At 73.4% G+C, this 22367-nt stretch carries 21 protein-coding genes; 13 read left to right on the plus strand and 8 right to left on the minus strand.

The features are described 5' to 3' along the window. Positions 1-8 precede the first annotated feature (8 nt). From E0F75_RS13790 to E0F75_RS13800, 3 genes are all read right to left on the minus strand, one after another. Entirely contained in the window at positions 9-4361 is a 4353-nt protein-coding gene (locus E0F75_RS13790; RefSeq protein WP_187622793.1) for an AAA family ATPase, read from the minus strand. Positions 4362-4386: 25 nt separating this feature from the next. Continuing rightward, positions 4387-4980: a TetR/AcrR family transcriptional regulator gene (locus E0F75_RS13795; protein WP_187622794.1), complete on the minus strand. Its 594-nt coding sequence runs from the start codon at positions 4978-4980 to the stop codon at positions 4387-4389. Positions 4981-5075: 95 nt separating this feature from the next. Next, complete coding sequence (locus E0F75_RS13800; protein ID WP_187622795.1) at positions 5076-5852, minus strand: SDR family oxidoreductase; 777 nt, start codon at positions 5850-5852, stop codon at positions 5076-5078. A gap of 211 nt (positions 5853-6063) precedes the next feature. Here E0F75_RS13800 and E0F75_RS13805 point away from each other — a divergent pair, with 211 nt between their 5' ends. The 5 genes from E0F75_RS13805 (at position 6064) to E0F75_RS13825 (ending at position 11936) form a co-directional block, all read left to right on the plus strand. Beyond that, positions 6064-7335, plus strand: a complete 1272-nt coding sequence (locus tag E0F75_RS13805) for an exo-beta-N-acetylmuramidase NamZ domain-containing protein (RefSeq protein WP_187622796.1) — start codon at positions 6064-6066, stop codon at positions 7333-7335. 111 nt (positions 7336-7446) lie between these two features. Further along, on the plus strand, positions 7447-8790 hold the full coding sequence (locus E0F75_RS13810; protein WP_187622797.1) for an erythromycin esterase family protein: 1344 nt from the start codon (positions 7447-7449) through the stop codon (positions 8788-8790). Positions 8791-8983: 193 nt separating this feature from the next. Beyond that, a complete protein-coding gene (locus E0F75_RS13815; protein WP_187622934.1) occupies positions 8984-10306 on the plus strand; it encodes a serine-threonine protein kinase in 1323 nt (440 codons plus the stop codon). Positions 10307-10521: 215 nt separating this feature from the next. Continuing rightward, positions 10522-11136 (plus strand): hypothetical protein, encoded by a 615-nt coding sequence (locus E0F75_RS13820; RefSeq protein WP_187622798.1) that lies wholly within the window; start codon positions 10522-10524, stop codon positions 11134-11136. Between the two features lie 44 nt (positions 11137-11180). Further along, the gene (locus tag E0F75_RS13825; RefSeq protein ID WP_187622935.1) at positions 11181-11936 is read left to right on the plus strand and encodes a 3-keto-5-aminohexanoate cleavage protein; all 756 of its coding nucleotides are present in this window, start codon (positions 11181-11183) and stop codon (positions 11934-11936) included. A 67-nt stretch (positions 11937-12003) separates the two neighbouring features. Here the strand turns inward: E0F75_RS13825 and soxR are convergent, their stop codons facing one another. After that, entirely contained in the window at positions 12004-12486 is a 483-nt protein-coding gene (gene soxR, locus E0F75_RS13830; protein ID WP_187622799.1) for a redox-sensitive transcriptional activator SoxR, read from the minus strand. Positions 12487-12610: 124 nt separating this feature from the next. Here soxR and E0F75_RS13835 point away from each other — a divergent pair, with 124 nt between their 5' ends. Further along, positions 12611-13072, plus strand: coding sequence for a MaoC family dehydratase (locus tag E0F75_RS13835; RefSeq protein ID WP_187622800.1), 462 nt, complete (start codon positions 12611-12613; stop codon positions 13070-13072). Here the strand turns inward: E0F75_RS13835 and E0F75_RS13840 are convergent. From E0F75_RS13840 to E0F75_RS13850, 3 genes are all read right to left on the minus strand, one after another. After that, entirely contained in the window at positions 13063-13689 is a 627-nt protein-coding gene (locus E0F75_RS13840; protein ID WP_187622801.1) for a TetR/AcrR family transcriptional regulator, read from the minus strand. The genes E0F75_RS13835 and E0F75_RS13840 overlap by 10 nt on opposite strands. 100 nt (positions 13690-13789) lie before the next feature. Beyond that, a complete protein-coding gene (locus tag E0F75_RS13845; protein ID WP_030315864.1) occupies positions 13790-14077 on the minus strand; it encodes a YiaA/YiaB family inner membrane protein in 288 nt (95 codons plus the stop codon). Positions 14078-14169: 92 nt separating this feature from the next. Beyond that, on the minus strand, positions 14170-15321 hold the full coding sequence (locus tag E0F75_RS13850) for an acyl-CoA dehydrogenase family protein (RefSeq protein ID WP_187622802.1): 1152 nt from the start codon (positions 15319-15321) through the stop codon (positions 14170-14172). Positions 15322-15392: 71 nt separating this feature from the next. Between E0F75_RS13850 and E0F75_RS13855 the strand changes: the two genes are divergently transcribed. The 4 genes from E0F75_RS13855 to E0F75_RS13870 all read left to right on the plus strand — a co-directional run bounded on the left by E0F75_RS13855 (position 15393) and on the right by E0F75_RS13870 (position 18779). Then, positions 15393-16073, plus strand: a complete 681-nt coding sequence (locus E0F75_RS13855) for a TetR/AcrR family transcriptional regulator (RefSeq protein ID WP_187622803.1) — start codon at positions 15393-15395, stop codon at positions 16071-16073. Positions 16074-16118: 45 nt separating this feature from the next. Continuing rightward, a complete protein-coding gene (locus E0F75_RS13860) occupies positions 16119-16814 on the plus strand; it encodes a helix-turn-helix transcriptional regulator (RefSeq protein WP_187622804.1) in 696 nt (231 codons plus the stop codon). Positions 16815-16975: 161 nt separating this feature from the next. Next, complete coding sequence (locus E0F75_RS13865) at positions 16976-17890, plus strand: DMT family transporter (protein ID WP_187622805.1); 915 nt, start codon at positions 16976-16978, stop codon at positions 17888-17890. 214 nt (positions 17891-18104) lie between these two features. Continuing rightward, positions 18105-18779, plus strand: a complete 675-nt coding sequence (locus tag E0F75_RS13870; protein ID WP_187622806.1) for a TetR/AcrR family transcriptional regulator — start codon at positions 18105-18107, stop codon at positions 18777-18779. A gap of 48 nt (positions 18780-18827) precedes the next feature. Here the strand turns inward: E0F75_RS13870 and E0F75_RS13875 are convergent, their stop codons facing one another. Beyond that, positions 18828-19490, minus strand: a complete 663-nt coding sequence (locus E0F75_RS13875; protein ID WP_187622807.1) for a TetR/AcrR family transcriptional regulator — start codon at positions 19488-19490, stop codon at positions 18828-18830. Between the two features lie 122 nt (positions 19491-19612). On the opposite strand from E0F75_RS13875, the gene E0F75_RS13880 reads away from it, so the two are divergent. The 3 genes from E0F75_RS13880 (at position 19613) to E0F75_RS13890 (ending at position 22151) form a co-directional block, all read left to right on the plus strand. Further along, on the plus strand, positions 19613-20551 hold the full coding sequence (locus E0F75_RS13880; protein ID WP_187622808.1) for a DMT family transporter: 939 nt from the start codon (positions 19613-19615) through the stop codon (positions 20549-20551). A gap of 71 nt (positions 20552-20622) precedes the next feature. Continuing rightward, positions 20623-21423, plus strand: coding sequence for an MBL fold metallo-hydrolase (locus tag E0F75_RS13885; protein ID WP_187622809.1), 801 nt, complete (start codon positions 20623-20625; stop codon positions 21421-21423). Positions 21424-21449: 26 nt separating this feature from the next. Continuing rightward, a complete protein-coding gene (locus E0F75_RS13890) occupies positions 21450-22151 on the plus strand; it encodes a DsbA family protein (protein ID WP_187622810.1) in 702 nt (233 codons plus the stop codon). The last annotated feature ends 216 nt before the right edge of the window (positions 22152-22367 follow it).

The following is a 22367-nucleotide window of genomic DNA, read 5'->3' on the forward strand; positions in this document are numbered from 1 at the left end:
GGGCATCCTCAGCCCAGACGCAGGCAGAGGATGCCCGTCGCCGTGTGGACGCACAGCCGTTCGTCGTCGATCCAGTCCATGCCCAGGATCTCCCCGCCCACGTGGATCCGGTGCAGGACCTCCGTGGTGTCGGCGGCGAACAGCGTCAGCACGCCGTCGGCACCGGCGGTCAGCACCGTGGGGCGGCCGTTCCTCGTCTGCAGCCGGAGCGCGGTGACGCGGACCCGGTCGGGGCGCGGGACGATGTCCGGCTCTCCGGGAGACACCCCGAACGAGGCGGGGAAGCGGGTGCGGACGGCGAGTTCGCCGTCGCGGGTGACGTACCCGAGGGCGGGGCCCTGCGGCCATCGGCCCAGGTCGTGGACGAAGTCCACTGAAGGCAGCCGCATGGTGAACCGGACGGTGTCGTCCGGCACCGAGCGCACCGTCAGGTAGGGCTGGGGCGGCGGTGACTCCTCACTGCCGCCCGCACTCTCGCTCCGATATCCGACGGCGACGGCGAAGACGCGTGCGCCGTCCGGCACGAGCCGCACCGATCGCACGTCGTACAGCGCGACCTGTAGGAGGCCCTTCACCCGGCCGTCGACCGTGTACAAGGCGAACTGGCGTTCGACGAAGTCGTATTGGCCGATGAAGGCGACCATGCGGGGCTCGCCACCGCCCGGTACGGAGAAGGCCTCGGCCAGTCCGTGGGTCGGGGGGAAGCAGGTCGGCGGCCCGCTCGTCCAGGTCCTGACCCCGACCGGTTTCTGGTTCCGCTTCTTCTTCGCGAGCCGGTCCCGGAGGAGGACCGGGGCACCCGGGTGGGCGTCGACGGCCGGCCCGTCGTCCCGATCCGCCATGCGGTCCAGTACAGTGCCGCTCGCCCCGTCCAGGAGGCGGGTGCCGTCGGCGTCCTGGACCACCACGACGGGCCGGCCGGAGCTCAGCCCGACCCGGACGGTCGTCTCGGGATCGTCCGGGTTCTCGCCGTCCTCGGGCGGCGGCCCGAGGTGCCAGACCTTGGCGGCCCAGGCGTCGGAGCCCAGGGAGACCAGCCGGACCCCGTCCGGGCCGTGGCCGGCCGCGAGAAGGCGGGACGTGGGCGCGTCGGTGCGGGTCCGGCCGAGGACGGCGCCGTCGGCGCCCCGGGCGGTCACCGCGTACGCGGTCGCCGAGAGGCACATCGGCCCGGCACCGGCCTCCGGTCCGGACGCCGGCCCCGCACCGGGGGCGATCAGCAGGGGGACGCCGTAACGGCGTCCGGACCACTCGACGACCCGAAGACCGCCGGACCGGACGGTGGTCCGGGTTCCGAACGATGACCCCCGGGTGGCCACGGCGGCCGCGCCCCGGTGGAGTGCGAGAGCATCGACGTACCGGCCCCGCAGGGTACGGTGCCGCTCCCACTCGACGGTAAAAGTGCCTGCGGGCGCGTCGGCGAGGTCCCAGACCGTGAGACGCGCCTTGCGTATCCGGTTGGTCCACCGGTGCACACGGGTCACGGCCACCCGGAGCCGCCCCTCGTGTTCCGCCACGGCCAGACGGTCACCGTCGAAGGGACGCCACAGGAGCGCCCGACGGCGGCCGGCGCGCAGGGTGAGCGGCGGGCGCTCCCCCGACGCGGTCGCGAGCGTGACCTTGCCGTCCCGGTCGAGGGTTGCCACCAGGCACTCCCCGCCGATGTCGGTCACCGCGTGGTCCACCGTCCGGGGTGGCACGGGCACGGCGCCGATGAGATCCCGGCTCTCCACGTCCCACACCCAGATCCGTTCGTCGGTCCTGAGGGCGGCCCAGGGCCGGGTGGCACAGCCGTGGACGGCGGTGATCAGGCCCAGTTCGGTGGGGAGTTCGGCGAGGAGTTCGCCGCCCTCGGTGTCCCAGGCCCGTACGGTTCCCCCGCGCTCGGCGGTCACCAAAGCGGGGCGGCCGTGCACGGGGACGACGGTGGCGCCGTGCACGCCGCCCGCGAAGGTGCCGAGGGTGGTGTACGGCACGGGTGTCACCTCCGCCCATGCGGTGTCCCAGGACAGCAGGGGGTAGCGGAGCCGGATGGCCCCGGCCAGTTCCTCCGCGCCGGACTGGAAGGCCGAGAGGCGCAGTTGGGCGGCGCGGGTGGCGGGCTCGGTGGAGGCGTGCAGCAGGGCGGCGCAGTGCCCGACGGCCCGCGCGGCGGCGCGGGCCCGTTCGGTTCCGGCGCGGTTCAGGACCCGCTGGAGCGCGGAGACCGGGGCGGTGAGCAGGTACTCGGCGTCGAGGGCCAGTGTGTCGAGCAGCTCCGTCCCCTCGGCGTGCTCGGCGAGATGGCGGCGGACGTACGGGGGTGCGGCGGCCCAGTCGGGGCCGTCCGGGCCCGCCGGGACCAGTACGGCGAGCGCGTGGGCGACGCGGCTCCGGGCGCACGGGTCGAGCGTGCCGCGCAGCGCGTCGGCGTACGCCTGGTGGTACAGCCGGTAGACCGCGCGCCCGTCGGCGTCGAGCTCCTCGACGAGGTGCTCGCCGGCGGCGCCGATCAGCCAGGCGATGTCCTCCCAGACGAAGGCGGGGCCGGCCGGCTCCGCCGTGCAGGCTCCGGCGATCGCGCACCACACGCCGTCCGGGGGGAGGCCGGGGCCCTCGGCGAGGGCGAGGGCGGCGAGCAGGGGGAGACCGCGGGCGTGGTCGGCGCCGAGCTGGTGGCGCAGCACCCGCAGGAAGGTGACGCCGGGGGTCTCGCCGACCTCGGGCACGCGCGCGTGCCAGCCGGGTTCGGAGGTGTCGACGGGCCGAGCAGCGCGGCCGAGGTGGCGGGCGGCGATACGGGCCGAGAGGAAGCTTCCGCGGGCCTTGGCGGCTATCTCGCGGGCGACGGTCTCGGCGGCCTCGTCGTCGTACGGGCCGCGGCTGCCGGGCCCGTCGGGTGCCTGGAGCAGGCGGCGGGCGTAGGCGGCGACGTCGTCGGCGCTGCTCGCCCGGGAGTCGTCGAGGTCGAGGACGGCGGGTTCGCCGCAGAAGGCGTCGACGACGTGGGGGCGCGTGCCGACGAGGAGGCGGACGCAGGGGACGCGGAGCAGGGGGCACAGCAGGTCCGCCGCGATCCGGCGGGCCTCGGTGTCGTCGCCGTGGGCCTCGCCGGCCTCGTCGAGGGCGTCGATGATCAGGTGGAGCGGGGTCCGCCGGCCGACGAGGGCCCCGAGGAGGGCCTGCGGGGTGTCGGCGGTGACCCCGGCGGCGTCGGCCACGGCGGCGACCAGGTCTTCGAGGAAGCGGTGCCGGGCGTGGACGGCGGTGAGGGCCGGGGCGTCCGCCGTGCGGCCGTCCGAGCGGAGGAGCAGTCTGCCGAGGAGGGCGGACTTGCCGACGCCGGGGCCTCCGGTGACGAGCAGTCCCCGGCCCCAGGCGCGGTCGCCGTGGGCCAGCCAGTGGTCCATCCGGTCGAGTTCGGCGGTGCGGCCGACGAAGTACGAGCCGCCGCGACCGGACACGGTGTGTTCGAAGCCCTGTCCGCGCGGGGCGAAGTGGTTCTCCAGGTCGGCGCGACGGCGAAGGCCCTCGGGGCCGGTGCGGCCGAGCCGGGCGGCGAGTTCGGCGACGTCGCCCTCGTCGTGGCGTGCCTCGGGGCGGTAGCCGGTGTTCTCGAAGGAGAAGAAGGCGTAGCCCTCGGTCTCCACGTGGGCGCGGGCGGTCTGGCGTATCCCGGCGCTGCGGTAGACGTCGTTGACGGTGTCGACGACCTGTTCGACGGAGAGGTACTGCTGCTTGAGGGAGAGGGAGAGCCGGGCGAGGGCGGTCTCGAGGGCGGCGGCGAAGACCATCGGGGAGGCGGGTTCGCCGGCGCGGGCGACGGCGATCACGGCGAAGTCGGTCAGTCGCCGCCCGCCGGCGCGGCCGGCGCCGCGGGTGTCGGCGGCGCCCTGCCGGAGTGCGGCGCGCAGCTGTTCGGCGGCGGCCGCCGCGTCGGTGCCGCCCTGTCCGGCCCAGCAGGTGTCGATGACGAGGAGGACGCGTTCGGCGCCGGACTCGAGGACGTAACGGGTGAGGTCCTCGGCGGCGAGCGCGGTGCCGGCGAGCCGGTCGGGGTGGCTGTCGGCGCAGAGCAGGTAGTGGCGGCCGGTGCCGTCGACGCCGTGCCCGGTCCAGTAGAGGACGACGGCGGTGCCGGAGCCGTCGGTCCGGTAGGCCCAGTCGAGAACGCGGTCGCGGGTGACGGCGAGGCCCTCGTCGGTGATCCGCTCGTCGACGCGGTAGCCGAGTCCGCCGAAGAGCCGGACGGCGGCGCGTAACTCCTCGGGCATCAGGGGGAGTTCGGGTGCGTGCCGATAACTGCTCGTGCCCACGACGACGAGTCTGCGGTCGATGGCCGCCCGCTCGTCCGTCTCTTCCGCCCCGCCCGCCCCGTCCACGGGCCAGTTATACCCGAAGGGGCCGTCAGGGCCGCAGGGCCCGGAGCAGCAGGTCGGCGAGGTGGCCGGCGACCTGCTCGGGGGTGAGCGGGCCGTCCGGGCGGTACCAGGTGGAAAGGTGGTGCACCGAGCCGAAGTGGTAGTCGACGACCAGGTCGGCGGGGGTCGCCGAGGAGAACACCCCGGTCCGCTGCCCCTCCTCGATCAGGGCGCGGAACCGCTCGTGGTAGCGCCGCCGCTCCGACCTGACCTGCTTGTTCTTCTCCGGGCTGAGGTGGTGCATGGAGCGGAAGAAGATGGCGGCGTCGTCGAGGTTCTCGATGGTAGTGACGACGACGTCGGCGGCGGCGTCGCGCAGCCGGTCCCCGATGGGCGCGTCGGCGTCCGCGAAGGCGTCGAGGCGCTCCTGCTGGAGGCGCAGGACGCGGGAGTAGACCTCCTGGAGGAGGTCCTCCTTGGAGCCGAAGTAGTGGTAGAGCGCGCCCTTGGTGACCCCGGCGGCCTCGACGATCTCCTGGACGGAGGTGCGGTCGTACCCCTGCTCCGCGAAGAGCCGGGTGGCGGCGGCGAGGAGCCTCTGGGGGACGGGTGCGCCGCTCCCGTCCGTCGTCCTGGCCATGCTCCGCCGCCTTCCTTGGTGGTCGTTCTCGATGATGATTTTCGGTCAGGGGAACGCGTTCCCGCCGGTAGATCTTCGCATCCGATCGGGCCCGGCTAGCGCGTGCCCGTCTCCCAGGTCTGCTGAACGTGGTTCATGGTGCCGAGCCAGCGCTCCGGGTCGGTGGCCCGGTTGCGGTAGTAACCGGCCACCTCGGGGTGCGGCAGGACGAGGAAGCGGTCGGCGGAGATCGCGTCGAGGAGGGCGTCGGCGACGTCCTCGGGCTCGATGGCGGTCGGGGCGAGGACGAGGTCGCCTGCCGTTCCGGCGGCCGTGAGCATGTCCGTACGGACGCCCTGCGGGCAGATGGCATGGACGGCGAGGCCGCGGTGCCGGTAGGTGAGGGAGAGCCACTCGGCGAAGGCGTACGCGCCGTGCTTGGAGACGCTGTACGGCGCCGCGCCGATCATGGTGAGCAGTCCGGCGGCGGAGACCGTGGAGACGAAGCGGCCGCTGCCGCGCTCCAGCCAGTCGGGGAGCAGGGCGCGGGCCGCACGGACGTGGGCCATGACGTTGACGTCCCAGGCGGCGGCCCAGACGTCCTCGTCGGCGAAGGCGTCGCCGGGCGAGGAGAGGCCGGCGTTGGCGCACCAGATGTCGACGGTGCCGCCGAGGGCCTCGCGGGCCCGGTCGACGACGGCGGAGGCGTCTCCGGGGACGGCGAAGGCGCCGATCTCCTCGGCGACCGCCTTGGTGCGGACGGGGTCGAGGTCGTTGACGACGACCCGGGCCCCCTCGGCCGCGAACCGGCGCGCGAGGGCGGCACCGATCCCGCCGCCCGCTCCCGTGACGACGACTCCGGCGCCCTGGACCTGGTTCGTGCCCTCGCTCATGGACCCACCTCTCCGCTCGACGGCCTGTGCCGACCTGTGACGACCCGTGATGACCTGTGCTGCCGTGTGAGACGCGGACAGACTAACCAGTCGGTATGGAAAGACGGAAGAGTGTCGGCCGCTTGCCTCGTTCCCGTGGGCGGTCAGGACCGCTAGCGTGCGTGCCCATGTCACGCGCCCCGGCCGGGGACGGCGATCGAGGAGGTTTCGCATGGGCCTGTCGCGACGGAGTCTGCTGGCCGCCGGGGGCGCCCTCGGGGCGGTGGCGGCCTCCGCGCCCACCGCTTCGGCCGGCGCGCCCACCGCCCCGGCGGCGGGGCAGCCGCACGGACACGCGCGCGTACGGACCGGATTCGAGCGCCTCGCCGACGACGGGTACGCGCTGCTCGCCGGGGAGCGCGTCGGCATCGTCACCAACCCGACCGGCATCACCCGGGACGCCCGGCACATCGTCGACGTGATGCACGCCGACGAGCGGGTGGAGCTGGTGGCCGTCTTCGGCCCGGAGCACGGTTTCCGGGGCACCGCGCAGGCGGGCGGCTCCGAGGGGCGGTACGACGACCCGGCGACCGGGCTGCCCGTCTACGACACGTATCTGAAGAGCGGGCAGCCGCTCGCGGACGTCTTCACCGCCTCCGGCGTGGACACGGTCGTCTTCGACATCCAGGACGCCGGCGCCCGCTTCTACACCTACATCTGGACGCTGTACGACTGCATGGTGGCCGCCGCGCTCGCCGGTAAGCGGTTCGTGGTCCTGGACCGGCCGAACCCGGTGACCGGGCGGGCGGCACTGGGCCCCGTCCTGGACCGGGCGTTCGCCACCTTCGTCGGACGCGAGCCGATCGCGCAGGCGCACGGCATGACGGTGGCCGAGCTGGCCCGCCTCTTCAACGGCGAGTTCCTCGCGACGCCGGTCGCCCTGGAGACCGTACGGATGACGGGCTGGCGGCGGACGGACTTCTTCGACACGACCGGGCTGCCCTGGGTGCCGCCCAGCCCCAACATGCCGACGCCGGAGACCGCGCTCGTCTACTCCGGCACCTGCCTCTTCGAGGGGACGAACCTCTCCGAGGGCCGGGGCACCACCCGCCCCTTCGAACTCCTCGGCGCGGAGGGGATCGACCGGCGGTGGGCGGAGGCGGCGAACGCGCTCGGCCTGCCCGGCGTCCGGTTCCGCGAGGCGTACTTCGCGCCGACCTTCTCCAAGTTCCAGGGGAAGACCGTGGGCGGGGTGCAGCTGCACGTCCACGACCGGGAGTCCTTCGATCCGGTGCGGGCCGGGATCGGGCTCCTGGTCACCGCCCGGAGCTCCTGGTCCGGCTTCGCCTGGCGGGCGGACAACTGGATCGACAAGCTGACGGGTTCGACGCGGGTGCGGACGCTGATCGACGCCGGCGCCGGGGTGGACGAGGTCGTCGGGGCGTGGCAGGCGGACCTGGCGGCCTTCCGGGCGGTGCGGAGGGAGTATCTGCTGTACCGCTGAGGCCGGTTGCCCCGGAGCCGGCGGAGCGGCGGGCGGGGTGGGGTTGTCCCCATGATCGGCAGGGGTGCCGGCGGGATGTCACGGCGGCATCCCGCCGACCAGGCTTGGCCCATGAACCTCTCCGGCTCCTCCTTACGACGCCGACTGCCCCTCGTCGGACTCCTCCTGGCCGCCTGCCTCGGCTCCCTGGCGCCCGCCGCCGGGGCCGCCGTGGCCCCGGCCGTTCCCGATCCGGCGCGCGAACTCGCCCGCACGGCGCAACCGTTCACCGATCTCCGGCCGCTCGACCGGATGATCGGCTCGGCCAAGGTGGTCGGCGTCGGCGAGGCCACCCACAGCTCGGCGGAGTTCTTCACCGCCAAGCACCGGATCTTCGAACACCTCGTGGAGCGCAAGGGCTTCACCACCTTCGCCCTGGAGGCCAACTGGTCCACCGGGCTGCTCGTCGACGAGTGGGTGCGCACCGGCCGCGGCGACATCCGGGCGATCATGCGGGACGAGTTCCAGGAGTCGTACCGCCTCTGGAACACCGAGGAGTACCTCGACCTCTTCCGCTGGATGCGGCGGCACAACCAGCTCCACCCCGATCACCAGGTCCGCTTCATGGGCAACGACCTCGGCTACGCGGGCGCGAACGTCTTCGACCGCGTGACCTCGTACGTGGCCCGCACCCATCCCGCGCTCCTCCCCCGCTTCGAGGAGCTGTACCGGAACTCGCGCCCCACGGGCGAGGTCGAGGACTGGATGAAGGGGTACATGACCAAGCCGCGCCCCGAGCGGCAGCGGATGGCCGCCGATGTGAACACGGCGCTCGCCCTCCTGGAGCGGCAGCGGCCCGCGAAGGACCCCCGCGCGCGTGAGGCGGCCCAGTGGGCGGTGCAGCACGCACGGGCCATCGCCCAGGTAGGCACCGAGTACGCCCACGACGTGTTCACGGACGAGGGGATCGCCCAGGCCATGCTCTACCGCGACCGGGTCATGGCCGAGAACACCGTGTGGTGGCAGCGGCAGACCGGCGACCGGATCGTGCTCTCCGCGCACAACGGGCACGTCGGCTACGAGACCCCGAAGCCCGACCAGTACCCGCGGCTCCAGGGCGCCTTCCTGCGGGACGCGCTCGGCCGGGACTACGTGAGCGTCGGCGCCTCCTTCGGGCAGGGGTCCTTCAACTCGCACGACACCGAGGCCCCCGGCGAGCCGCTGCGGCGCTTCACCGTCGGCACGCTCGGCCCGGACAGCAACGCCCACACCCTGGACCGGGTCTCGCCCGGCGCGTTCTACCTGGACCTGCGGCGCTCGACACCGGCCGCGCGCGACTGGCTCGGCACCCCCCGGCCGACCCGGGGCATCGGAACGGCGTACCCCTGGCCGGGCGCCGTGCACCAGGAACGTCTCTCCACCGCGTACGACCTGCTGATCCACTTCCCCCGGATCACGGCGGCGCGCATCCGCTGAGGCGGGAGGTACCGGTGGGCCGGCCGTGACCGTACGGGGGTCGGTCACGGTCCGTCCGAAAGGTACGCCTCCCGGTCGAGGTCTGGCCGGGGCCACGCGCGGGCATGCTGGCGATGGAGCCGCCGCCCGCGCTTGGCGCGTCCGGGTGCGACGGCCACCTCGACGGGGAGGGACGGTTCGGGCCGTGACCGGGATGAGTGTGGAGCCGTACCGGGAGATCACCTTCGACAAGGAGGGCGACGGGCCCGCGGGGCAGCCGGCGGCCCTCGCCGCACTGGCCCGGCAGGGCCTCACCGACCTGGTGGTGTTCGCGCACGGGTGGAACAGCTCCCCGGCCGGCGCCACCCGGCTCTGCTCCGACTTCTTCGAGCCCTTCCCCGGTCTGCTCGCCCCCGGCGTCGAGGCCGGGTACGCGGGCGTGATCTGGCCCTCGATGATGTTCACCGGCGAGCCGGTGCCCGACTACCGGGCCCTCGTGACGGTCCTTCCGGAGAAGGAGCCGGTCCTCGACCGGCTCACCGAACTCCTCGTGACGGCGCCGTCGGACGAGGCGGCGTTCGCCGAGTTCGGCGCGCTGCTGCGGGAGCTGACGGACGTGACCGTCGGTGAGGCCGGCCGGGCGGGCGCCGCCGGGTCCCGGGAGCCGGTGCCGGAGTTCCTGGTCGCGGACCCGCTGGAGGTGTGCGCCCTGTTCACCGAGGCGCTGGAGGCGGACGCCGGCCGGACGGAGGGCCTCGGGCGGGGGGCCGGGCAGGGGGCCGGGCAGGGGGCCGACTCCGCAGAGGGCCCCGGCTCCACGGAGGGCTCCGGCTCCGCGGAGGGATTCGGTTCCGCGGAGGGCTTCGGGGAGGGGCTCAAGCGGTACTGGAAGGGGGCCCGGGAGGTTCTGCGCCAGGCCACGTACTACGTGATGAAGAAGCGGGCCGGCCGCGTCGGCGAGTCCGGACTCGGGCCGCTGCTCGGCGAGGTCGCCCTCGCCGCCCCCCGCCTCCGTGTCCACCTGGTCGGCCACAGCATGGGCGCCCGGCTCGTCGCGTACGCGCTGAAGGGGCTGCCGTCGGGGGCCCGTCCGGTCGCCTCCGTGACCCTCCTCCAGGGCGCCTTCTCGCACTACGCGTTCGCGGCCCGGCTGCCGCACGACCCCGGGCGCCCGGGCTCGCTGCGGGACCTGCAGAACCGGGTCCGGGGGCCCGTGGTGGCCTGCTACTCGCGGCACGACACGGCCCTCGGCGTGTTCTACCCGCTGGCGTCCCGGCTCGCGGGCGACTCGGCGTCGCTGACCCGGGCCGCCGGTCTGCTCGGTTCGGGCGACCCGCGCTGGGCGGCGATCGGGCACGACGGCGTCCAGGCGGTGCCCGGGACGGTCGTACGGCCGCTGGCGACGGTGCTGCGCGAGGGAGTGCCGGCCTCGGGGTGCGTGAGCGTCGACACGGCGGACGTGGTCCGCTCCCACGCCGACATCTGCCGCGCGGAACTGGCCCGGGTGGTGGTGTCGGCGGCACGGACGGGCAGGTAGGAGGGGGTACGGGCGCCTCCCCGAACCTCCTCGGGGCCTCACCGTCTCGTCGTTCCGCGGCTTCTGCGCGCCTCGCCGGACTCCTCCGTTCCGCCCTTCCTCGGAAGCCCCTCGGCCCCCACTGATGGCTGCCATCCGAATTTCGATGGAACACGGCGGGGCGCTCGTTCGTCCCTCTGATACCGCGGAACGACCAGCGACGGAGGTGGCGGGAGATGGCCGGTTTCCGGAGTCTCGCGAGACAGGTGCGCGATCCGGGGTGCGACACAGCCCTGCGCAGGTACTCGCTGCGCAAGTGTCTGGAGCGGTTCGCGCCGTACGGGCACAGGGCTACGTGGGACCACCTGTGCCGCAGGCACCGGTTCGGACCCGAGGACCGGGAGCTCGACCCCGGGCGGCTGATCGCCGCGCTCGACGAGCTGGAGGAGGCGCGGGCCGTGTGGCTCGCGTACGAGGAGGAGTTCGCCGCCCGGCGGCGGCGCGAGAAGCACGAGGGGCTGCGCGGGCTCGGCGCCCTCGACGACTGGCACCGGCGCGTCTGGGGCGGCAACGGCGTGGTGCGGTGCGGCGATCCGGCCGTGCACCCGTCGGACCCGCTGCCCGAGGTGCTGCGGCGGCTGATCACGGCCCTGGAGAGCGACCCGGGCGAGCGGTGCCCGGTGTGCGCGGGGCCGCGCATCGAATGGGCCGGCTCCGGCGACACGTACGAGCCGTGGCTCGGCCCGGTCTGCGGGGACTGCGGGGTGGGTGTGCCGCGCGCGGTCCTCACCTCGGGGGCGCTGGCCCGCGCCCGTGGGGAGCGGAACCGCTCGCTGGCGTCGGCGGCGTGAGTCCGCGGCGACCCGACGTGCCGCAGGTTCCGCCGGGGGCGCCGGTGCTGCAGGTCTGTCTCAACGGGACACGGGGGCCCGGGGATTCGGCGGCGGTGCCGATGTCGCCCGAGTCGCTCGCGGAGTCCGCGGCGCGGGCGGTGGCGGCGGGCGCCGGGGAGGTGCGGGTGCATCCCCGGACGCCGTGCGGGGGTACGTCGCTCTCGCCCCGGGTGCTCGGACCCGTCCTGACCTCGGTCCGGGCGGCGGTGGGCAGGGGTGTGCGGGTCACGACCGCGGCGGCCGCCGAGCCCGACGCCGGGCGCCGGGTGGAGCGGGTCCGGTCCTGGGAGGTGCTGCCCGACCTGGTGTCGGTCGACTGGCACGAGCCGGGGGCGGAGGAGGTGGCGGGGGTGCTCCTGGAGCGCGGGATCGGGATCGAGGCCGGACTGTGGGCCCGTACGGACGGACCGGAACGCTTCGCCCGCCGGCCGCTCGCACCCCACGTAGGACGGGTCCTCGTGAAGGTCCCGTGCCCGCCGGCCGGGAGCGGGGCCGAGGAAGCCTGGCGCTCCCTGCTGTCCGGGCTCGAACTGCCTCCCGGCGTGCCCGTGTTGCTGCACGGCGAGGACGCCGGCGCCTGGCCGGTGCTGCGGCTCGCCCGGCGGCTGGGCCTGGTCGCCAGAATCGGGTTCGAGGACACCGTGCTGATGCCGGACGGCACCCGGGCGCGCTCCAACGCGGAGCTGGTCGCCGCGGCCCTCGCGGGCTGGGGCCTGCCCGGCGGATCAGGGTCGGATGGGCCGCGGCCCCGGCCGTGATCCGCCGGACACCCGCCAGGGGTCCTGTCGATCACGCCGCGAGCCCGGCCTGACCGGCGAGACGCTCCTAGGCTTCGTCGCCGCCCGGGGCGGGGTTGCGCACCGGCAGCAGGCGGGAGCCCGCCATCCGCTCGCCGAAGGCGTCGTCGGGGTTGGACAGCACGCAGGTCTCCAGGGAGAGGCAGCCGCAGCCGATGCAGTCCGTCAGGTGGTCGCGGAGCCGGCCGAGCTGTTTGATGCGCTCGTCCAGCTCGGTGCGCCAGGCCGCCGAGAGCCGGGCCCAGTCCTCGTTCGTCGGCGTGCGCTCCTCCGGGAGCTGGGCGAGGGCCTGGCGGATCGTCGCCAGCGGGATCCCCACGCGCTGCGCGGCGCGGACGAAGGCGACCCGGCGCAGGGTGTCGCGGCCGTAGCGGCGCTGGTTGCCGGTGGTGCGGCGGCTGCTGATGAGCCCCTTCGCCTCGTAGAAGTGGAGGGCGGAGACGGCGGCCCCACTACGGGCGGAGAGCTGGCCGACGGTGAGCTCGTGGATCTTCTCTGGAATCTGCGGCACCCCGCGACCCTACTGGTCCGTTGACAGCGGACCGGTCACCCCACATGCTGAGCAAGCGCTTAGATACCGACCGTTGGGTATGCCGCACCAGGTGGGGCATACCGGACCAGAAGGGAACAGGAACATGGCCGAGCCGAGGATCTTCACCTCCGCCGAGGAGCTGCGCGCGGGGGTCGGCGAACAGCTGGGGCACAGCGACTGGGTGGAGATCGACCAGAAGCGGATCGACCTCTTCGCCGAGGCGACCGGGGACCACCAGTGGATCCACGTGGACCCGGAGCGCGCGGCCACCGGCCCGTTCGGCACGACCATCGCGCACGGCTATCTGACCCTGTCGCTGCTCCCGCTGTTCGTTCCGCAGGTGCTGCGGGTCGAGGGCATGAAGATGGGCCTCAACTACGGCACGGAGAAGGTGCGTTTCCCCGCGCCCGTGCCGGTCGGCTCGCGACTGCGCGCCACGGCCGTCCTGACGAAGGTCGAGGAGGCCGGCGGCGGTGTGCAGGTGACGGCGGCCGTGACGGTGGAGCGCGAGGACTCCGAGAAGCCGGTCTGCGTCGCCGAGTCGGTCTCCCGCTACTACTTCTGAGCGCCGACCATCCTGAGGACGAGGTCGGCGTAGAGCGCGCCGACCTCGTCGGGCGACCGGCGTCCCTGGGCGTTGAACCAGCGCGAGACGTCGATGCAGAGCGAGAGCACGGCGACCGTGGTGCCGGCGACGTCCGGCACGTCGAACTCGCCCGCCGCCACGCCCTCGTCGATGATGCCGCGCACCGCCGCGTCGGACTGGCGGCGCAGCTCCACGATCTCGGCCCGGTGCTCGGGGCCGAGGGCGTCGAGCTCGTACTGGACGACCCGCGCGGTGGTGTGGCGCTCGGCGTGCCAGCGGACGAAGGAGCGCACCGCGTCGGCGAGGCGCTCGGCGGCCGTGCCGTCGCCGGCGGCCGCTGCCCGGAGGATCTCCAGGGCCTTGTCGTGACCGATGCGGCTGATCCGGTGGAGCAGCTCTTCCTTGGTCTTGTAGTGGATGTAGAGCGCGGCCGGGCTCATCCCCGCGCGGCCGGCGATGTCCCGGGTGGTGGTGGCGTGGTAGCCGCGCTCGGCGAACGCCTCGACGGCGGCCACCAGCAGTCGCCGGGCCGCCTCGGGCGTGACCTCGCCCCAGGGCATGTCCTCGCCCCCGGGCGTCTCCTCCGCCGCGCTCATCCCACACTCCCTCTCGGACCCCGTCAGGACGCTCACCATACCAACGAGGGTGAGCAAGCGCTTAGAGACGGAGAGCGGCAGCTCAGGGCCCGCCGAGCGGTCAGAGCTTCTGGAAGGGGTCGTGCTCGGCAAGCAGCTTCTCAAGACGGGCCTGGTCGACCCGGCTGACGATCTGCCCGGCCTCCTGGCGGTCGCGGACGACCTTGGCGAGCGTGAAGGCCGAGGTGGTGAGGTAGAGGACCGCGACGGCGAGGAAGGCGCGGACCCAGGCGCTGGCCTCCAGCTGGTAGATGCCTACGGCCACGGCCCCGAGGGCGAGCGAGAAGGAGGCGACGGCCTGGGCGTAGTAGGCGGCGGTGTTCTGCTGCTTGACCGGTGTGTCACTCATGGGCACAGCATCGGACGGATGTGGCCGGCGCCACATCCGTCCGCGTACTCAGCGAGGTACTCAGAAGGGCCGGCCGATGGACCCGGACGGGGTCAGAACGCCGAGACCCCCGTCAGCGCCCGGCCGATGATGAGCTTCTGGATCTGACTGGTGCCCTCGTACAGGGTCATGACGCGGGCGTCCCGGAGAAGCTTGCCGACCGGGTACTCGTCGATGTAGCCGTAGCCGCCGAAGACCTGGAGGGCGTTGTTCGCGGCGCGGACGGCGGCCTCGGAGGCGTACAGCTTCGCCTTGGAGGCGGCGGTCGCGAAGTCCTGGCTGCGGTCGATCAGGTCGGCGACCCGCCAGGTGAGCAGCCGGGCGGCGTCCACGTCGACGGCGATGTCGCTGATCAGTTCCTGCACGAGCTGGTACGAGGCGATGGGCTTGCCGAACTGCTCGCGCTCCCCGGCGTACCGGACGGCCGCGTCGAGGGCGGCCTGGGCGATGCCGACGCAGCCGGCGGCGACGGACATCCGGCCCTTGGCGAGGGCGGACATGGCGACGGTGAAGCCCTTGCCCTCGGGGCCGAGCATCGCGGCGGCCGGGACGCGGACGTCCTCGAGGACGAGTTCGGCGGTGGCCTGGCCGCGCAATCCGAGCTTGCCGTGGATGGCGCGGCGGGTGAGCCCGGGGGAGTCGGTGGGGACGAGGAACGCGGAGACGCCCTTGTGGCCGGGGGTGTCGTTGGTGCGGGCGAAGAGCAGCACGACCTCGGCCCAGGTGCCGTTGGTGATGAACATCTTGGTGCCGCTGATGAGGTAGTCGTCGCCGTCGCGCACGGCGCGGGTGGCGAGGTTCCCGGCGTCGGATCCGGTGCCGGGCTCGGTGAGGCCGAAGCAGCCGAGCGCCTCGCCGGACGCGAGCCGGGGCAGCCACTCCCGCTTCTGCTCCTCGCTGCCCCAGGCGGCGACGGTCTTGGCGACCAGGCCGAGGGAGACGGAGACGATGCCGCGCACGGAGGAGTCGCCGCGGCCGAGTTCCTCGGTCACGAGGCAGTACGCGAGGTGGTCGCCGCCGGAGCCGCCGTACTCCTCCGGGATCGTGAGCCCGAGGAAGCCGACGGCGCCGAGCTTCTTCACGATCGCCCGGTCCACCTCCTCGGCGCGGTCCCACACCGCGGCGTGCGGGGTGACCTCGCGCGCGACGAAGTCCTCGGCGAGCCGCCGTACGGCTTCCTGCTCCTCGCTGAGTTCCAGATTCATGCGGCGCCCACCTCACCCGACCATTTAATTACCACTGCTAGTTTTTGCGGTGCAGGCCTACTATGTGCGCCATGGCCCGACCGCGCAAGCCCCTGCTCAGCCGAGACCGCATCGTCGAGACGGCGGGCGCGCTCGTGGACGCGGAGGGCCTCGACGCGCTCTCGACCCGGCGGCTCGCGGCCGAGCTCGGGGTCAGCGGACCCTCGCTCTACAACCACTTCCGCACCAAGGACGAGATCCTCGACGCCGTCGCCGACGCGGTGAGCGCGAAGATCGATCTGTCGATGTTCGCGGAGGACGACGGCCGCGACTGGCAGACGGCGCTGCACGACTGGGCCGTCTCCTACCGCGCCGCCCTCGCCGACCACCCGCACATCGTCCCGGTCCTCGCCCAGGGCCCCGGCCGCCGCCCGGCGGGCCTGCGCGTCGCGGACGCCGTCTTCGGCGCGATGGTCCGCGCGGGCTGGCCGCCGGCCCAGGCCACCTCCATCGGCGCGCTGATGCGGTACTTCATCACCGGCTCGGCCCTCGGCTCCTTCGCGCGCGGCTTCGTCGACGACGAGGCGGCCTACGACCCGGCCGACTACCCGCACCTCGGCCAGGCGCACCGCCTCGCCGAGCACCGCCAGAAGGTCGACGAGGGCGCCTTCGCCACGGGCCTGCGGGCGCTGCTCGACGGGCTGCGGCTCCAGTACGACGCCCAGGTGCACGAGTCCGCGGCGCGGCCCGCGACCCACCCCTCCGCCCCGTAGGACAGTTCGGCCACCGCCGAAGCGTGAGTGCGGGAGGCTGGACGCATGGCAGCCAGTGACCTCGCCGCGCTCGCGGCGCTCTTCGCGGACGAGACCCGCGCCGCGTTCCTGCTCGCCCTGCTCGACGGGCGGGCCTGGACCTCCGGGGAACTCGCCCGGCACGCGGGCGTGGCCCCGTCCACCGCCAGCGAGCACCTCGGAAAGCTCGTCACCGGCGGGGTGCTCGCGGAGGAACGGCAGGGCCGTCACCGGTACGTGCGCCTCGCCGACCCCGGGATCGCGCATCTCGTCGAGGACCTGGCCACCCGGTCCGAGCCGGCGGTGCCCCCGCCGCCCCGCTCGCTGGGCGCCGCGAGCGCCGGACGGGCGATGGCCCGGGGCCGGACCTGTTACGACCATCTCGCCGGGCGGCTCGGCATCGCGATCACCGAGGCGATGACGGTCCGCGGACTGCTGCGCCAGGACACCGGGTTCGCGCTCACGGACCGGGGCCTGGCCTGGTTCGACGAGCTGGGCATCCCTCTCGTACGCCGGGGGCGGCGGCCCGTCGCGCGCGGCTGTCTCGACTGGACCGAGCGCCGGCCGCACCTCGCGGGGCTCGCGGGCGCCGCGTTGTGCCGGCACGCGCTGGACGACGAGTGGTGCGTACGGATCGGGTCCGAGCGGGCCGTGAAGGTGACCGGGCGGGGCGAGAGCGCGCTGTACGAGAACCTCGGCATCGCTCCGGAGGAACTGCGATGAGGCCGCTGCCGCACGGCGACCCCCGGCCCGGGCCCGCCCCCGGGCACGGGCCCGCTCCCGGCTCCGGCTCCGGCTCCGGCTCCGGCTCCGGCTCCGGCTCCGGCTCCGGCTCCGGGGATATTGCGGTGAGCGCCGAAGGGTCCGCGTCCTACGGTCGAGCCATGCAGAAGCAATCCTCGCGGCTCGCCCTCGCCGCCGCCGGTGTCACGGTCGTCCTGTGGGCCTCCGCCTTCGTCTCCATCCGCAGCGCGGGAGAGGCCTACTCCCCCGGTGCTCTCGCGCTCGGGCGGCTGCTCGCCGGCTCTCTGGTCCTGGGAGCCGTCCTCCTGATCCGGCGGGAGGGGCTGCCGCCCCGGGCGGCCTGGCCGGGGATCCTGGTCTCGGGCCTGCTCTGGTTCGGGGTGTACATGGTGGTGCTCAACTGGGGCGAGCAGGAGGTCGACGCGGGCACGGCGGCGATGGTGGTGAACATCGGGCCGATCCTGATCGCGCTGCTCGGCGCCCGCTTTCTGAAGGAGTCCCTGCCGCCGCGGCTGCTCGCGGGCATGGCGGTCTCCTTCGCGGGCGCGGTGGTCGTGGGTCTCTCCATGTCCCGCGCCTCCTCCGGCGCACACGCCTCGCTGCTCGGCGTACTCCTCTGCGTCCTGGCGGCGATGGCGTACGCGGGCGGGGTCGTGGCGCAGAAGCCGGCGCTCGCCCACGGCAGCGCGCTCCAGGTGACGACGTTCGGGTGCCTGGTGGGGGCGGTGGCCTGTCTGCCGTTCGCCGGGCAGCTGGTCGACGAGGCGGGCCGGGCCCCGCTGTCGGCGACCCTGAACATGGTCTATCTGGGGGTGTTCCCGACGGCGCTCGCGTTCACGACCTGGGCCTACGCCCTGGCCCGGACGACCGCGGGGCGGATGGGCGCGACGACGTACGCCGTGCCCGCCCTGGTGGTGCTGATGGCGTGGCTGTTCCTCGGCGAACTGCCGGGGCTGCTCACGCTCGCCGGAGGCGCGCTGTGCCTGGCCGGCGTGGCCGTATCCCGCTCACGCGCGCGGACCTCCGCCGGCGCCGGAACGGCCGAATCCACCTGACAGGGCATGGCTCCGGTTCCGGACACTTCACACGCCCCCGGCGTGGGGTGTGCGCCCGCGACCTGGGGTGGAGATGCCCGTCAAGCCCCAGTTTCGGCCGGTGGGGCGAGAGGGCACGTTTCGTGGCTCCCCGGCCGGATAGTTTCGAGTCGGTCACAGGCGCGGGCCGGAACATCACGCTCCGGCACCTTCTGGCAAGCCGACGGGGGAGCTCATGGCGATTCAGCAGCGGGCGGCACGTACGAGACAGGAAATCCTGTCGGCGGCCGCGAGGGTATTCGACAGGCACGGGTACGAGCGGGCCTCGCTCGCCAGGATCGCCGGTGAGGCCCAGGTGACGACCGGCGCGCTCGTCTTCCACTTCGCGACCAAGGCGGAGCTCGCGACGGCGGTCCACGGGCGGGCCCACGCGGCCACCCGGATCACGGTCGAGTCGGCGTGCCTGTCCACGGAGGGCGTCGGCGGCACCGCGATCGACAAGCTGGTGATCGCCACGCACGCGCTGATACGGCTCTTCGAGACCGACCCGACGGCGCGGGCCGGTGAACGCCTCGCGCGGGAACTTCAATTAGCCGACCCGGGGTTCTCCCGGGACTGCCCCTGGCGGCGCGAGGTGGCGCGCCTGGCACGCTACGCGGAGGCCGAGAAGGCCCTGCGTCCCGGCGTGGACGCGACGGCGGTCGCCGCGCTGATCGGCTATGTGATCACCGGGGTCGAGCTGGAGATGCGCTGCCCGAACGGTCCGTCCGACGAGTGCTGGCCCAGCGACGACCCGAGGAGCGCCGACAGCGGCGCCCTGCACGGTCCCGCCGAGCAACGGCTCGACCGCATCTGGAAGTTGATCCTCCCGGGTCTGGTCCACCCGGCCGGGAGACGGCCCGGCGCATAGCCGCGCGGGCGTCCCGGGAAGGGGCGCCCGGCGGCGCGCCGCCCCGCCTCACTCCCCCGAACGCAGCAGCTGGCGCGCGAAGTCGGCGAGGGAGCGGCCGACGCGTTCGGTCGACAGGCCGAGTTCGTGCCGCTGGAACTGGTAGAGCTCGGGTGACAGCGGGCTGAGCGCGATGTCGATCAGCGGGTCCGGGTCCTGGATCCCGTGGTCGACGAGCAGCGTGCGGACGTGTACGCGCCAGAAGCCGTACGCGCCGGTCCGGAAGCGCGCGGGACCGGTCTCCGCGCCGAGGGCAAGCGGCAGGTGCCGTTCCAGGAGATCGAGCATCGCCAGGTAGAACGCCGCAAGCCGCTCTCCCGCGGGTGCGCCGGGGCCGAGCGGCGGCGGGCCGTAGATGAGCTGACCCTGGAGCCGGCGCTCGTGCTCGTCGAGCAGTGCGACGGCGACCGACGAGGGATCGGGGAAGCTCCGGTAGAGCGTGGCCCGGCCCACCCCGGCGGCCTTGGCGATCCGGTCCATGGTGACCGTCCGCGGATCCTGCTGGGCGAAGAGCTGCTCGGCCGCGGCCAGGATCTGGGCACGGTTGCGTTCCGCGTCCGCGCGTCTGCGCGGGGCGACCGGCTGATCGTCCGCGGCCTGAAGATCGCCGAGGAGCCCGCCGACCCGGTGGACGGAGGCGGCTCCACGACCCCGCTGCTCTTCGTCGCTCATGGACCAGACCTTACTTCCCCTGAGGCTAAGTGGACACCTTGTCCGTTTGCCATGTCCCATGGCATGCTAAACGGACTCAGTGTCCACTTATCCGCTCGCCATCCCGCCCCAGGGAGATCCAGATGCACACCGCGCTCCTCGCCGCGGCCCTGCTGGTCGGCTGCCTCCTGGCCGTCCAGGCCTCGGTGAACCTCCAGCTCAACTCGGCCGTCGGCACCCCGTACGGCGCCTCGACCATCCAGCTCGGCGTCGCGACCGGTCTGCTGACCGTGCTCGCGGTGGCGGCCGGAGCGCTCGGCGCGCTCGGCAAACTGCCCGACGTCGAGCCCTGGCAGCTGCTCGGCGGACTCGCCAGTCCGCTCTACATCACCAGCGGCATCCTGCTCTTCCCACGACTCGGCGCCCTCGCCGCCGTCGGACTCTTCGTCACCGGCCAGATGTTCGCCTCGCTCGCGCTCGACCTCTTCGGTCTCCTCGGTCTCGAGAAGCAGGACCTGAGCGCCGGGATCGTCGTCGGCGCCGTGGCCGTGCTCGCCGGCATCGTCGTGATCATCCGGGGCATGAAGGCGGCGGCCCCTCCCGGCGCCCCCAAGATGTCGAGCGCCGGCCGCGCCGGCTGGCTCGCCCTCGGCGTCGTCGCCGGAGCCGTGCTGCCCGTGCAGGGCGCGGTCAACGCCCAGCTGCGGGCCCAGCTCAAGCAGCCCGTCACCGTCGCCGTGATCAGCTTCGCCGTGGCGACCTTCACCATCGCCGTCGTCCTGCTCGTGCTGTACGCGACCCGGAAGACGCCGAAGCCCAAGATCGCCCCGCTGAAGAAGATGCCCTGGTGGGGCTGGCTCGGTGGCGCCTGCGCCGCCGCCTACGTCACCGGAACCTTCCTGCTCATCCCCGAGATCGGGGCCGCGGTGACCATCGCGCTCACCGTGACCGGGCAGCAGCTCACCTCGGCCCTGATCGACCACAAGGGCCTCTTCAAGCTCCCCCAGCGCTCCCTCACGAAGCCGCGCACCCTGGGGCTCGCCCTGCTGATCGCCGGCTCCCTGACCATCCAGCTCGTCTGACCGAGGCCGGCACTCCCCCGGGACCCCGCCCGGGGGCCACGGCCCGCACGGTGCGTCATGAAAGGTGTGTCATGAAAGCGTCCTACACCGCCGGGCCGGACCTCCACGTCCTCCCCTCGGCACTGCCCATCCCGGGCCTCGGCGACCAGCCGGTGAACGCCTTCCTCCTCCGGTCCGGCCAGCCGATCCTCGTGGACACCGGCATGCCCGTCGACCGGGAGGGCTTCCTGGACTCCCTCTGGTCGCTGATCGAGCCGGCCGATCTGCGCTGGGTCGTCGTCACCCACGACGACCGCGACCACACCGGCGCCCTCGCCCGGATCCTGGAGGCGGCGCCGAACGCGAAGGTCCTCGCCAACGCCATATCGCTGACGCGAATATCGGAAGAGTTCAGCATTCCGCAGGAACGGGTCGTCACCGCGAACCCGGGAAGTCGTGTGAAAGTCGGCGACCGTGAGCTGAGTTTTCACCGGCCGCCCACTTTCGATTCACCCGGAACTCTCGCCGTGTTCGACCATTCCGATGGAACGCTCTACAGCTCCGACAGTTTCGGGACCGTCGTCGAGAAAATCAGCCACGAGTTCACCGACCTTTCCGAGGCGGAATTCTTCCACGGCTTCGAGGTCCTGAACCGGGCGATAGCCCCGTGGACCGCGCTGGTCGACGAGACGAAATTCCTCCGGCCGGTGCACGAGCTGGCCGCCCTGCGCCCCGCGAAGCTGCTGAGCGCCCATGGGCCGACCGTCCGCGAGGCCGCCGTACCGCGGCTCTTCGAGGCGATGGCCCGTATCCCCTCCCTGCCCGCCTGGCTGCCCGACGCCGACCTCGACCTCGAGGCCGCGCTCGACGCCGTCGAGCCCCCCGCCGCCTGAGATCCCCGCACGAACCGAGGAGAACCATGTCCGACCCGACCACCGCCGACCTGACGCCGCCGCGCGGAGTCGTCACCGTCTTCTCCGACATCTGGTGTTCCTTCGCGCACATCGCGATCCACCGGCTGCACACCACCCGGGCCCGTCTCGGCCTGGAGGAGCAGGTCTCCTTCGACCTGCGCGCCTTCCCCCTCGAACTGCTCAACGACGCCCCGAGCCCGCGCCCCGGCACGGACAGCGAGGTCGCCCGGATGGCCAGCCTGGAGCCGGCCGCCGGCTGGCAGCTGTGGCAGGCCAAGGACTGGCTCTACCCGTCGACGACCCTGCCCGCCCTGGAGGCGGTGCTCGCCGCCAAGGCACAGAGCCTGCGCGCATCGGAACAGCTCGACCTCGGGCTCCGCCGGGCCTTCTGGGCCGAATCGCGCTGCATCAGCCACCGCAAGGTGATCCTCGACGTGGCCGCCGAGACCGGCGCCGTCGACGTCGACGCCCTCGCCGAGGCCCTGGACGACGGGCGCGCGCGCCGGTCGCTCGCGGACCAGGCGGCGCTCGCCCAGAGCGACCGGGTGGACTGCAGCCCCCACCTGTTCCTGCCCGACGGCTCCGACCACGCCAACCCCGGCATCGAGGTGGACTGGGAGGGCGCCTACGGCATCGGCTGGCCGGTGATCGGCTCGGACGACCCGAAGGTGTTCGAGGACATCCTGCTGAAGGCCGCCACTGAATAGTTGAATACGCCGCCAAAAGCGGCCGCACCACCGGAACGACGGCCAGGCATTCCTTTACGAGGAATGCCTGGCCGTCGTTCCTTTTTTTCGCCCGCAGAACATCGCGGTGATTATTAATTGCGTGACCCGGCCGTTATTCGCAAGGCCGCTCGAAGCTCCTACAGTCATTCACGCCGCCGGAATTCCGGACGGAGATTCGTATCGACAGCGGGAGTT

Source organism: Streptomyces sp. CB02980 (assembly GCF_014451325.2).
Lineage (GTDB): Bacteria > Actinomycetota > Actinomycetes > Streptomycetales > Streptomycetaceae > Streptomyces.